The organism is Mucilaginibacter sabulilitoris, assembly GCF_034262375.1.
In the GTDB taxonomy this organism is placed as follows: Bacteria; Bacteroidota; Bacteroidia; order Sphingobacteriales; family Sphingobacteriaceae; genus Mucilaginibacter; species Mucilaginibacter sabulilitoris.
Genome location: NZ_CP139558.1, coordinates 4,233,983 through 4,246,700 on the forward strand (window position 1 = coordinate 4,233,983; position 12,718 = coordinate 4,246,700).

Annotated in this window: 15 protein-coding genes and 1 riboswitch; of the genes, 10 read left to right on the forward strand and 5 right to left on the reverse strand. The window is 38.6% G+C overall.

The genetic code is table 11. The annotated features are described in order from the left end of the window. From infC to rplT, 3 genes are all read left to right on the forward strand, one after another. On the forward strand, positions 1 to 567 hold the full coding sequence (gene infC / locus SNE25_RS18235; protein ID WP_321560425.1) for a translation initiation factor IF-3: 567 nt from the start codon (positions 1 to 3) through the stop codon (positions 565 to 567). 91 nt (positions 568 to 658) lie between these two features. Next, a complete protein-coding gene (gene rpmI / locus SNE25_RS18240) occupies positions 659 to 859 on the forward strand; it encodes a 50S ribosomal protein L35 (protein ID WP_321560426.1) in 201 nt (66 codons plus the stop codon). A 78-nt stretch (positions 860 to 937) separates the two neighbouring features. After that, positions 938 to 1,282 (forward strand): 50S ribosomal protein L20, encoded by a 345-nt coding sequence (rplT, locus tag SNE25_RS18245; RefSeq protein WP_310097646.1) that lies wholly within the window; start codon positions 938 to 940, stop codon positions 1,280 to 1,282. 73 nt (positions 1,283 to 1,355) lie between these two features. Here rplT and SNE25_RS18250 read toward each other — a convergent pair whose 3' ends face one another. The 3 genes from SNE25_RS18250 to SNE25_RS18260 form a co-directional block, all read right to left on the reverse strand. After that, complete coding sequence (locus SNE25_RS18250) at positions 1,356 to 2,579, reverse strand: IS4 family transposase (protein WP_321560427.1); 1,224 nt, start codon at positions 2,577 to 2,579, stop codon at positions 1,356 to 1,358. Between the two features lie 193 nt (positions 2,580 to 2,772). Then, positions 2,773 to 3,510 carry an SRPBCC family protein gene (locus SNE25_RS18255; RefSeq protein ID WP_321560428.1) on the reverse strand — a complete coding sequence of 246 codons (738 nt, stop codon included), beginning with the start codon at positions 3,508 to 3,510 and terminating at the stop codon, positions 2,773 to 2,775. Positions 3,511 to 3,575: 65 nt separating this feature from the next. Then, positions 3,576 to 4,835 (reverse strand): serine hydrolase, encoded by a 1,260-nt coding sequence (locus SNE25_RS18260; RefSeq protein ID WP_321560429.1) that lies wholly within the window; start codon positions 4,833 to 4,835, stop codon positions 3,576 to 3,578. A gap of 43 nt (positions 4,836 to 4,878) precedes the next feature. Beyond that, positions 4,879 to 5,077, forward strand: a riboswitch (cobalamin riboswitch). Positions 5,078 to 5,184: 107 nt separating this feature from the next. On the opposite strand from SNE25_RS18260, the gene SNE25_RS18265 reads away from it, so the two are divergent. The 5 genes from SNE25_RS18265 (at position 5,185) to SNE25_RS18285 (ending at position 10,447) form a co-directional block, all read left to right on the forward strand. Next, positions 5,185 to 7,212, forward strand: a complete 2,028-nt coding sequence (locus SNE25_RS18265; RefSeq protein WP_321560430.1) for a TonB-dependent receptor — start codon at positions 5,185 to 5,187, stop codon at positions 7,210 to 7,212. 12 nt (positions 7,213 to 7,224) lie between these two features. Further along, a complete protein-coding gene (locus SNE25_RS18270) occupies positions 7,225 to 8,310 on the forward strand; it encodes a YncE family protein (protein ID WP_321560431.1) in 1,086 nt (361 codons plus the stop codon). Positions 8,311 to 8,363: 53 nt separating this feature from the next. Continuing rightward, a complete protein-coding gene (locus tag SNE25_RS18275) occupies positions 8,364 to 8,927 on the forward strand; it encodes a DUF6580 family putative transport protein (protein ID WP_321560432.1) in 564 nt (187 codons plus the stop codon). Between the two features lie 78 nt (positions 8,928 to 9,005). After that, complete coding sequence (locus SNE25_RS18280; RefSeq protein ID WP_321560433.1) at positions 9,006 to 9,692, forward strand: SIR2 family NAD-dependent protein deacylase; 687 nt, start codon at positions 9,006 to 9,008, stop codon at positions 9,690 to 9,692. A gap of 35 nt (positions 9,693 to 9,727) precedes the next feature. After that, positions 9,728 to 10,447, forward strand: a complete 720-nt coding sequence (locus SNE25_RS18285) for a Dph6-related ATP pyrophosphatase (protein WP_321560434.1) — start codon at positions 9,728 to 9,730, stop codon at positions 10,445 to 10,447. Between the two features lie 73 nt (positions 10,448 to 10,520). On the opposite strand, the gene SNE25_RS18290 is transcribed toward SNE25_RS18285, so the two are convergent. Beyond that, positions 10,521 to 10,739: a hypothetical protein gene (locus tag SNE25_RS18290; RefSeq protein WP_321560435.1), complete on the reverse strand. Its 219-nt coding sequence runs from the start codon at positions 10,737 to 10,739 to the stop codon at positions 10,521 to 10,523. 126 nt (positions 10,740 to 10,865) lie between these two features. On the opposite strand from SNE25_RS18290, the gene SNE25_RS18295 reads away from it, so the two are divergent. Next, a complete protein-coding gene (locus SNE25_RS18295) occupies positions 10,866 to 11,642 on the forward strand; it encodes a hypothetical protein (protein ID WP_321560436.1) in 777 nt (258 codons plus the stop codon). Here SNE25_RS18295 and SNE25_RS18300 read toward each other — a convergent pair whose 3' ends face one another. Beyond that, positions 11,643 to 11,957 carry a hypothetical protein gene (locus SNE25_RS18300; RefSeq protein ID WP_321560437.1) on the reverse strand — a complete coding sequence of 105 codons (315 nt, stop codon included), beginning with the start codon at positions 11,955 to 11,957 and terminating at the stop codon, positions 11,643 to 11,645. Positions 11,958 to 12,228: 271 nt separating this feature from the next. Here SNE25_RS18300 and SNE25_RS18305 point away from each other — a divergent pair, with 271 nt between their 5' ends. Next, positions 12,229 to 12,687 (forward strand): hypothetical protein, encoded by a 459-nt coding sequence (locus SNE25_RS18305; RefSeq protein ID WP_321560438.1) that lies wholly within the window; start codon positions 12,229 to 12,231, stop codon positions 12,685 to 12,687. The last annotated feature ends 31 nt before the right edge of the window (positions 12,688 to 12,718 follow it).

The following is a 12,718-nucleotide window of genomic DNA, read 5'->3' on the forward strand; positions in this document are numbered from 1 at the left end:
TTGGCATTAAACAAACCTTTCAATAGAGGACCAAGGCTTCCTTTTAAGAAAAAAGAAGCCGAACACAACATTAACCAATTCATCAGGGCTCAGGAAGTTCGTCTGGTAGGCGATAACGTTGAGCAGGGAGTTTACTCTTTAAGAGATGCACTGGCAATTGCACAGGAGCAGGAACTGGACCTGGTTGAAATATCTCCAAACGCTGTTCCACCGGTTTGTAAAGTAACTGATTATAACAAGTTTATTTACGAACAAAAGAAAAAGCTAAAGGAGATTAAGAGCAATGCCAAGCAAACGGTTATAAAGGAGATCCGTTTCGGACCGAATACTGATGATCATGACTTTGAATTTAAGTTAAAGCATGCCATCAAATTCTTAGAATCGGGCGAAAAGGTGAGGGCTTACGTACACTTTAAAGGCCGTGCCATTGTGTACAAAGAGCAAGGCGAGATATTATTGCTTCGTTTTGCACAAGCGCTTGAAGATGTGGGTAAGGTTGAACAACTACCAAAGCTTGAAGGAAAAAGGATGTTTTTAACCCTTGCTCCAAAGGCCTTAAAAAAATAATACAAATGCAGATATGTACATTTCAGATGTGCAGATGCAGTGAAAATAAAACGTTGAGAAACGTAAATATCTAACACAAATAAATAGAGTTATGCCAAAAATGAAAACCAATTCCAGTGCAAAAAAGCGCTTTAAGCTTACTGGAACAGGTAAAATCGCAAGAAAGAACGCATACAAAAGCCACATCTTAACTAAGATGTCGACAAAACGTAAACGTGCCCTTGGTCAAACCAGCTTAGTGTCTGATGCTGACTTAGGTAACGTAAAACGTATGCTTTGTATCGGAAAGTAATTCACAATTTTTTTAACCAGGTATTAGAGTTTTAAGTTCTGTTGTAAAAGCAGGCACTCACTACCAAAATCAAACAAGATGCCACGTTCAGTTAACGCAGTAGCGTCGAGAAGACGCAGGAAAAGGATCATGAACCTCGCCAAAGGTTATTGGGGTTCAAGAAGCAAGGTTTACACCATTGCAAAAAACACAGTTGAAAAAGGTTTACAGTACGCTTACCGTGACCGTAAAACCAAAAAAAGAGAGTTCAGAGCTTTATGGATTCAGCGTATTAACGCCGGTGCCCGTCAGCACGGAATTTCTTACTCTCAGTTAATAGGTAAATTAGCAGCAAAAGAGATCGGTTTAAACCGTAAAGTACTGGCTGATTTAGCAATGAATCACCCTGATGCTTTCAAAGCCATCATTGATGCAGTAAAATAATACGGAACGCTCAGCGTTTTATGAAAAAGGCCGCAATTAGCCACGAATGGTCGGAAGAAATTCGGGCCATTTTTTATGTCTTAAAAAAGAGGCCGGGATCACCACCACATTGTACAACAATTAAAGCAATGGCCAAGTCTCTGACTTCCATAGCAAATCGTCTTTTAGAAGTTTTATAACCCTGTTTATTCCCCTTTTTGTAGATCAATACCAGCATACTGGTTATCAATGTCATATATAACATAACCTGTAGACCGTTTTTATTTAGCGAAACCAGGTGGCTCACGTTGAGTTCTTGTTTGAGGAACCGAAAAAAAACCTCGATGTCCCAACGCCTGCGGTATGCTTGGGCGATGTCTTTGGCTGATAAGTCGAACTCATTGGTTAACAGCCAGTACTCTTTACCATCATCGGATTTACTTTTTACGACAACCAGGCGAAAAGGACGATCCACCAGTACCTCTCTGTAATGTTTATTCCCCCGCTTGTTGGCTATAGGCATACCTGTATAGAGCCGGACAATGCTATCTCTAAGCAAAATGGCTCCCCCCATATCCATGTTCTGCCCTTCAGTGATCAGCGATTCTACCAATTCGAACTTTCTGTTCTCCTTTGAACGACAGATGAAGTTTAGCTCACTTTCACTGAAAGTTTTCATTGTCCGGGTAGATTGAAGCCCCCTGTCCAGTACATAGATATTTTGATGCCCGGGTTCTTTCTTTACGTGCGCCATGACAACCTCGGGCAGTGCATTATCTTCGTTGCCATACTTTGGGCTGGTAAAGACCTGCGCAAGGCCTGGCAGCAAGCCATCAAAAGCAAGACTATATTTGATTGCTTTCTTGCTACTGCCGGCATTGACAATGCCTGCGGTTAGCTTGCCGGCGGTTTCACTGACTATAGTGCTGTCTACACGGATGAGATTATACTGCTTTCTTTCCGTTAACGTATAGGAGCAGGAAAAACGCTCGTAGATGTATTCATAGATCTGTCTGAAATAGTCCGGGGCAACCTTAGACAACCTTTCCGAAATGGAACTCCTGCAGACCTTTTCATCTTCATCAAGGTTAAAAAGCACTTTAAATACCGAATCATTGAACGTGTCCTCAAGGCTTCTCTGGCTAAGCCTGTCGTTGTCTAAAATACCATAGAGCAGCAAATAAAACAGCTTATTGCCATGCAAAACCTTTGCGTAATGATCGATCTTGCTTGTGAGCGACAAATTTGCTATCAGCGCCTCCGGAATGAAACCTAAAAGCTGTTTTACAGTAATGTTATGATCTTTAAATATCGTCATATCTGATTGATTTACAGCATTTAATATACTCAAAATCAATGTGAAAAACAAGTAAATAATTGATAATCAAATGCTTAAATACAAAACATTAAGCCTGAAAAACAAAAAAAGTCGGAAGATAAAATCTTCCGACCATTCGTGGCAGTTTGCGGCCTTTTTTGTTTATAATCAGGTGGTCTTAAATAAATATTTCTTAATCAATTACAATTACAGTTGACGCATAATCCTCGGGACCATTATCAATATCCATATACTGCTTAAAATTCTGCACATCTTTATCAACCATTTTTTTGAACATCGGATTTAATACCTGTGCTATACCAGCCCCTAAACCACCTGCAGGTGGCTGATAACTGATCACCACATCAACAATGGTTCCTTTGCCATCTAAAGCATCCTGAAAGCGTACTTTACCGGCATTGTTGATCATAGAATCTGGTAGGGAACTCCAGCCAATCATTTCATCCTGTTCATCTCTTACTATTTCGGCATGCCAACTTACATTCGCCATACCCGAAGGTAATTTTAAAACCCAGTAGGAATATTTGGCATCAATCATTTCAACACTTTCCAGGTGCTTCATAAAAAGCGGTAAATTATCAAGTTTGCGCCAAAAGCTATAAACTTTATGCCTGGGCTTATTTACGGTGAACGAGGACCGGATATTTACATTAACAGGATTGGTAGATAGCTTGCCAATGCGTTTATATAATTCACAATGGCCTGTTATGCCACGGTTTAACAAATACCCGCCGGCCCCAATTTTAAGAACACTGGCAAAAGGATTAGAAAAAATGTGCTTAAAGCCCGAAAAACCGAGCTTTACACCGCCAATAATTGATGTATAACGCTCGGGCCAGTTCAGATTTATCCGGTCATCCCCGTAAAGCACAGGGTAGTTATCAGTATATTTTATTATTGTAGTTGCCATAGCATATTTAAATAGGTTTAAAATTTAAACAGCTTTCATCCCGCTAAGTTTTTGCTAATTGAACTTTATTTAACCATACTGTAACTAAATTTAAATTTAGTTAAATCGGGGAGGTGCTTTTTAGATCGTTTTAATTCATACTGATAAAGCACCTTTCCCAGATTTTTTAAAAATGGCAGGCAAACAGTGGCATATTCGTATTTGTTGTCATTGTAAATCCCATCTTCGTTCGATTGTACTACCGCCGTAACCATAAACTCAACTTTATTTTTAAAGTCGACGATATAAGCATTGTCAATATCATAACCATAACTGTCGCCCACTTTATTAAATATCCGGATATCCGGCTGAATGATTGCGGTACTATCGCCGCCATAAAATAAGAACTTGCAATATGCAGGGAAATATTCAGGTCGGTTATAGGTTGGTTTTTTATTTTCTGTCGGAAACATGCTCATGTAGTGATAAATAAAACTGTAATCGGCAGGCGTTAGGTTATAACGCTGTACTTTTGGGAATGCCTCCGGGAAAAGCAAGCGCTTTAATACTTGCTGCTGGTCGGCAATGGAGTAAACATTTTTGTTGCTGAAATCAAAGGGTTTATTAACTAATCTGTCGCTGCTATCCATGTAAGCTTTGCCTTGTATCAGGTTTTCCAGTTGCATGGGATAATCGTTATTGTCATACAGCGCCGGTTTATGATAAATTGGTTTGCCGTTATTAAAAAAGTCAACAGGATTGGTATGCCGTGTACTTTCCCCTGCATCACCAATGGCCAGCCTACCAACTATTCGGGTATTGTTCAGCTGATATTTCTTTAGTTTCTGGTTAATCTCTTCGCGACCAACAAACTCATACAGGCGGTTAAACGCGTCATTATCGCTTACCAACAATATCTTTTTGATGTAATTTTCTATACTCGGCAAACCGCTGAACGACGAGGTATCTGCTTTAACTTTGGTTTGTCCCGCAAAAGCGCTGTCGGTAATCATTACAGATTTTTTGGCAAGGCCTTTTACGTGCAGTTCGTTCAATTTCTCAAGTGCGAATATGGCTGTAGGCAATTTAACCGTACTTGCCGGATAAAAATAATGCTTTGCATTAAGCCGGTAACTGTATGATTTAAAGTGAGGTATGTTGTTTTGATCGCGATTAATCTGTGTGTACAATATCTGTACTTCGTTATGTGCAGAGTTGTTTAATATGCTATTAAACAACGCGGGATTGGCTTTTAAAAGTTGTTTTAGAAAAACAGTATCGGGTTCCTGCGCCAAACAGGTAGTACCTATAAATAATAATAAAAGTGTAAAGTGTAGTTTCATCATGATAAATATACTGATGTTAATTTGTGGTTATTAATACTTATCCTACTTTTGCTGTGCTTTAGGTTTCATTCAGTATTTACTGAACGAATTAAAAGGGAATATGGTGAAATTCCGTAACTGTCCCGCAGCTGTAAGCTCTTTAACCATTGTTCACTCTTATTGTCACTATCTGTTGAGACAGATGGGAAGGCAGAACAACGTGGGGAGTAAGTCAGAATACCTGCCGTAGCATTATACGTTATTCATAGCTTTCGGGGATTGAGGCTTGAATGTAAATGCTCTTCTATTAGTGTGTTTCATTTCAAATTACTCTGTCCTATGTGTGCGGTGATGTTTTGCGTGCAACAACATGAAGAAAAACTTACATTGTATTTATAAACTTTTACCTGCTTCGGGCTTGGGCGTTGTGGTTTTTATGTTGCAGATTGTATTACCCAATAAAGTATCGGCACAAACAGATACTACCAAAAAACTTAAAGAGGTAACCATTTCCACTTCAACCATACCACAAGTACAAACCATTACCCCGGCTCAACAAATATCATCCATCGATTTTACCCGCAACAGTGCCTTCACCGTCGCCGATGCCATCAGGAATTTCGCCGGTGTTAATATTAAAGATTATGGTGGTATTGGTGGCGTAAAAACAGTGCTGGTGCGCAGTCTTGGTGCTAATCATACCGGTATATTTTACGACGGGGTTCAGTTAAACGATGCGCAGAACGGGCAAATAGACCTGGGCCGGCTTAACTTAAACAATGTACAATCAATAGCACTTTATAATGGGCAACCCGATAATATATGCGCACCAGCCCGGGCATTTGCATCCGCAAGCTTGTTATCCATAAAAACTATAAGGCCTTTGTTGGGTGCAGAGAAGCCTTACCAAGTGCTTGTGGGAATTAAAGGCGGTTCATTCGGGCTTATCAACCCATATATCCAGTGGCAGCAGCGGATCAATAAAAACTGGTCGGCAGTTGTCAATTCCTATCTTGAAAAAGCCGATGGACAGTATAAATATAAAGTAAATGGCGACGGCTCCGATACTTTAGCCACCCGGCGTAATGGCGATATTAAGGCACAACAGGCCGATGCGGCACTGTACTGGACAAAATCTGACAGCAACCAGTTTAACTTTCATGTAAACTATTATAACTCGGATAGGGGGCTGCCCGGCGCGGTTGTATTTTATAATCCTTATTCCAAACAACGTGTGCAGAACCGGGATATATTTGCACAGGCAGGTTATGAGCACTTATGGGGAAGTAGCTTACATTTGCTGTTAAATACCAAACTATCAAGGTTATATACTCATTACACCGATCCCGATTTTTTAAATAACCAGGGTGGGCTAAATTATAAATACACGCAGAAAGAGGTTTATCAATCAGCCACGCTGGCTTATCATATCCTGAGTAATTGGGAGGTTTCTTATGCTGTTGATTTTGCTTATACCCACCTGGATGCCAATATTACTAATTATGCTTATCCATCACGAAGTACTTTGCTTAATGCCATAGCGTCAAACTTAATTGTCGGTAAATGGCGTTTCCAGGGAAGTTTGCTTAATAGTAATATCAACGAATCGGTAAAAACGGGTAAAGCATCGGCTTCGCGTAATGTTTACTCGCCCACGTTAATGGCTACCTTTAAACCATTTAATAATTCAAATTTTCAGTTAAGGGCATTTTATAAAAACTCGTTCCGCTATCCAACCTTTGATGAATTCTACTATTTCGCGATACAGGTGCGCGATCTTAAACCTGAATTTGCCAAACAATACGATTTGGGCGCTACCTTTACCAAAAGCCTGAACTCGTGGCTTGATTACGTTACATTTACTGCCGATGCGTATTATAACAATGTAACCGATAAAATACTATCTATTCCTAATCAAAACCCCTATATATCATCTATCAGCAATTTGGGTAAGGTTGATGTTAAGGGTATAGACGTAAGCATAAAAACACAGTCGAAACTTAATAATAACTGGCGGGCTTTATTAACAGCCAATTATAGCTTTCAAAAAGCAATTGACGTATCAGATCCGGCAAGCTCTGTTTACCTGAAGCAAATTCCATACTCTCCAAAACATACTGTGGCTATTAACGCCGGCATTGATCACAGACAATTTGGAATTTATTATAACCAGGTCCTTTCATCATCAAGGTATTACAGTGGTGAAAATTTACCTGAAAATCTGTTATCAGGATATTCGGTAAGTGATGCATCAGCAGTTTACAATTTTCTGCTCAAAACTAAGCAGGTAACGGCTGCTGTCGAAGTAAATAATTTGTTTAATGCCAATTACGCCGTTATCAGGAGTTTTCCTTTACCCGGCCGCTCGTACCGGTTTACAATTCAAATAAAAATTTAATAATATAAGAATATGAAACAATTTAAACTTAAAAATTTATTCATTGGCGCAGCAGCCATAACAGCGCTTGCGTCATGTCACAAAGATAAAATCAACCCAAATGATGATAAACCGATTGACCCTTTAACCAATAAAGCGGGTATTTATATACTTAACCAGGGTGCGTTTAATGCCAATAACAGCACGTTAACGTATTATAATTATGCAAACAAACAGCTGATTCCAGATAAGTTTAAGACAATTAATGGGCGTGGTCTGGGCGATACGGGTAATGATATTAAAATATACGGCTCAAAAATGTACATCGTTGTAAACGTATCCAGTACAGTAGAAGTTGCCGATGCTAAAACTGCAAAATCAATTAAAAAGCTTGATTTATTTGATAATACAGTTGCCCGCCAGCCGCGTTCTGTAGCGTTTTATAAAAATATGGCATTGATAACATCTTATGATGGTACAGTGGCAGTGCTCGACACTGCTTCGCTTACCGTGACTAAGTACATAAAAGTTGGCCGTAACCCGGAGCAATTGGTTGTAGCTAATGATAAGCTGTATGTTGCCAATTCAGGTGGTTTAGATTTTGGTAATCCGGATAAAACGGTATCGGTTGTCGACTTGAATACCTTAACCGAAACCAAGAAGATTACCGTTGGCTTAAATCCTGTTAGTATAGCTGCCGATAAGTATGGCGATGTATATGTAATTTCAATGGGCGATTTTGATAAGATATTACCAGCATTAACCATCATCAACACAACCACTGATGCAGTAAAAAAACAAAGTGATCTATCTGCAGCTTATGGCACGCCGATCATTACTTCGGGTGATTTTGCCTATTTTATTACCGCCGACAATAAAATTCAGGTATTCAATGTAAAGACAGAAACTTTAGAAAAGGCAAATTTTATAAGCGACGGAACAGTGGTAATCACCCCATTCGGACTTAAAATAGATGAAGAAACAGGAGAGTTGTTTGTGACGGATGCTAAGGACTATAAATCAAATGGAGAAATTTTTGCCTTTGATAAAACGGGTAAAAAAGAGTATTCACTAACCACAGGTATTAGTCCGGGAGCCATTGCCATTGTTAAGAAGTAATATTTTCTTATTTAATACATTTATAAGTATTTTTACTGCATAAATTTTTGATCATGACTTCAAAAGATAATATAACACGCAACATCGTTCTGGTATTGATGATTGTGGTAGCTGCCGCGTTCAGGCTGCTTGCTTTCGAATATAAAGAGTTGAGTAATTTTAACCCGGTAGGTGCTATCGCTATTTTCGGCGGCGCTTATTTTACCAGCAAATGGAGAGGTTACCTTACCGTGTTACTTACTTTATTTACAACCGATATCATTTTGGGTTATTTGTATTTTTCTAAATTAACTTTATGGTATAGCGGTGCCGAATGGACTTATTTGGCATTTGCTTTAATGGTTTTGGTAGGGAGTTTAGTGAAAAAAGTAAATGTATTGAACGTAGCCTTAGCTTCTGTTGCATCCGTATTGATACACTGGTTATTAACTGATTTACCGGGCACCTTATACCCGCATACGTTGGCCGGTTACGGTACATCATTAGTGAATGCCATTCCGTTTGAGTATAATATGATATATGGCAACCTGGTATTTGGAATTTTGATGTTTGGCGGTTTTGAACTCGCCAAAACAAAGTATACCTTTTTACGTACAAAAAAGCAGTTAGCTCTATAATTAAAAGAATTAAAATAGAAAAGCGATCTGCTCCAAAGCAGGTCGCTTTTTTTATGGATATATAATTTGTTGATAAAAATGAAAAAATTGGTAGTGCTAACAGGAGCGGGGATTAGTGCAGAAAGCGGATTAAAAACCTTTAGAGACAGCGATGGCTTATGGGAAGGTTATAATATTGAAGATGTGGCTACACCAGAGGCCTGGGAGCACAATCCTGTCCTGGTACAGGAATTTTATAATGCACGCCGCAAATCTGTACTGGAGGCCAAGCCCAATGCTGCTCATTATGCATTGGCTCAACTGGAAGAAAAATACGACGTTACTATCATTACCCAAAATATTGACGACCTGCATGAACGTGCAGGCTCAACCAAAGTAGTGCATTTACATGGTATTATTACCCGCTCCCAATCGAGTATTGACGCTAAGCTTACTTATCCGATTGATGGATGGGAATTAAGGATGGATGAAGTATGTGAGTTAGGCTCACCTTTAAGGGCCCATGTGGTGTGGTTTGGGGAGGATGTACCAATGATTGAACCCGCGGCACGCGTTTGTACCAGTGCGGAGATATTTATGCTTGTAGGGTCGTCTTTAGCGGTTTATCCGGCAGCAGGTTTAATCAGTTATGTAGGTCGCGAAGTACCTAAATATATTATTGATCCCAAAATACCAGAAGTAAGGATTAATGGCCCGCTTATCAAAATACAGGAAAAAGCCTCCATAGGTGTGCCGGCTTTGGTAAATGAATTACTTAAAAACTAAACTACCTTAGTTAAAATATAACGTCTGAAAAGCTAATGCCAACTAATTGCATATTCAACTGGAGCGGTGGAAAGGACAGTTCCCTGGCTTTGTACCATTGCCTTCAAAATCCAGAATTAGATATCAAATACCTGGTAACAACCATTAATGATGCTGCCGACAGGATATCGATGCACGGCGTGCGCACAGAGCTGTTGATTAAACAGGCCGAAAGTATAGGGATACCGCTGTATCAAATACGCTTGCCTGAAATGCCCGGAATGACTGAGTATGACGAAGCCATGCGCTATCATTTAACCCATTTTAGAAGCGAGGGTATAACCCATGCTATTTTTGGTGATATATTTTTGGAAGATCTCAGGAACTACCGCGATGCACGCCTGAGTGAAATAGGATTGAAAGGGATTTATCCCTTATGGAAACGTGACACAAATGAGCTGATCAACGAGTTTTTCAAACTTGGGTTTGGTACGGTAATAGCCTGTACTCAGGCACGGTTAGAGCGGATAGTTGGCAGAGAGATAACCCCTGAATTGATAAACGATTTACCCGATGATGTTGACGTATGTGGCGAGAACGGGGAGTTCCATACATTCACTTTTAAAGGTCCAATCTTTAAAGATGAGATAGCTTACAAAACCGGAGTGAGGATATTTAAGGAGTACCAGGCCCCCAAAAATTCAAACGATTCTTGTGTTTCAACTACAGATCAAAAACCTGCAGGTTTTTGGTACTGTGACCTTTTATCGACTTGACTTCTCATTTATTGGTAATTATATACAAAAGCCACCTAAATTTTTCCTTTAAGATGGCTTAGTGTTGTGAGTGTTATTCTTTAGGATGAGACAAAGCCTCTTTTTCTAAATCGCTATCAGATATGAGTGGCTTTTCTTTTTTCGGAGGTGAGTTTTTACTTGCTATTTGTTCCAAGAGTTTTGTTTGCTGTTTTAACTGATCCACTATAGTGGGAATACTAAAAATGGCACGAGCTAAAAAAATAGAGATTAGAATCCCAATTGCATAAAGTACTAAATCTATAAGTTCCATGTTAATAAGGTTTTATTAAATAAATATATGTTTTTTTAAGTAAAGTTAGATGAAACTTTTGTTGCCGGAAAGGAGTAAAAATGTTATCAAACATCACTAAACGCTGAACGCAATCCAGATAAAAAAATGGGTAATAATAAAGCACCCCAATCCCAAAAGCACGTACCTCCAATTAAACCCTCTCTTATCCAAACTGACAATAGGAATAAAAAAATAATCGATGAAAAACCACATTCCGATAAGGCAAAAGATAGCAGAGATAAGGGAGCAGACGATTATCACCAAAGAACTCCAATAGTCGAGGTTACCTTTCCCAAAGAAAGAAATTGGAGTTTGGCAAATAAAATAGCAGCTGTAGGCGTGGCAATAAACTTTGCGTTGATATTTATTACGGGGATATCTCTTAAAAATGCTATTAATTATAACACTCTTACTCAACAGTCCCTTATAGACGCCACCACTCGTTTTGAACAAGAAAACCAACCGTTTTTGCAAATTTTTGTTCAAAACATGATTGTTGAGCCAAGTAAATTTTCTGTTAAATATTCTCTTAATAATCTTAGTAATACTCCTGTTAAAATAATAGAAACAAGAGTTGTAGCTAAAGTTGATACGGCACAGCCCAACTTCGAGGGAGCTCCTTTTAATGTTGTTCATGATGTAAATTCTTATGTGGTTAAAGAGAGCCCTCTACGAAGATTTTTTGGAAATTATCCTATATATCCGGATGCTGCTTTAGCTATTAAAGCGGGGGCGTTTAAGGTTTATATAATGGGTCAAATTAGATATGAGAATTTGATCAGCCATAAGATTAGGTTGTATGACTATAAATTAAAATGTTCCATTATTAATGGCGTAGATACTTATACAGATTTTATAGAAAATGAAAATAGAGACCTTTAATTACCTCTTATCTTTAGGTACATTATTGAAGTATGCAAATACTCTTTCGCTAAAGTTCTGTAAATCGAGTGTGGATTGATTAATATGTTTTAAACGTGCTCTAATTTCATAACGAGGGTCACGCATTGTAAACTCTGTTAAAACAGTTCTGCATTCTTTTCCCCAAATAATAAGGTCAGATTGTCCTTCAGCCTCAAATTCCTCCGGCGTAAGCCATCTTTCACCACGATTGGAACTAAACCACATTCCATTTACACGTGCTTTCTCTGCTGTGACTTTTAACTCCCTTTCTACTGATTCAAACATACTTGCCATGTCACAAATATATGCTAAGATAATTAGCAAAAACAAATCAATTTTTTCAATAGTGCTTTACAATTTGTATAACTATATTTGGCCGTTAAAATATTGTATAACTATCGGAGTGCTATCCAAAATTCTCACAATTAAAATATGCACACATCCGAGGTATAAGTACGCTGAAAAGGCGTGGCTGTATCTTTGCGTGTGTTTAGGCCGTGAGAAGCCTTGGATGGCGGGAGATAATATCAGTCACGCTATTTTTTTATCCTAAATTCTCACATAAATGAAATTACCTAACCTATCAAAAAAGCAATGGATAAGCATATTCATTTTGTTGTTGTTTATTATCACAAATCCCTCCATTAAGGACTTTAAAGAGCATTTAGGGCATACTACATACCGAGACTTGAATAAGAGCGCAAATCTATTCGTATGTACCGTGTATAGTTACGATTCAAATAAGTATATAGGTGTGTTGGGAAACTTTATTCAGGTTGTATATTACATACGAAGCGCTTCCACCCATGATAATCCATCTAATGACCCTTTTAAAGAGTTTGGAGGCAATGTTATAGATAGTTCAGCAGTTGATACTGCATCACTGATGTTGCCTCCTTTACCAAAAGGATTTACACGGATAAAGGAAAATGATTCTTCAACTGTTTTAGATAGTATGAAAGATAAAAAATATTGGGATCGCTATGAGGTTAAGCCAAATATGAGAGGCAACCAATCTCAATAACAATAGTTGGATTTAATCGTAAAATCCTAAC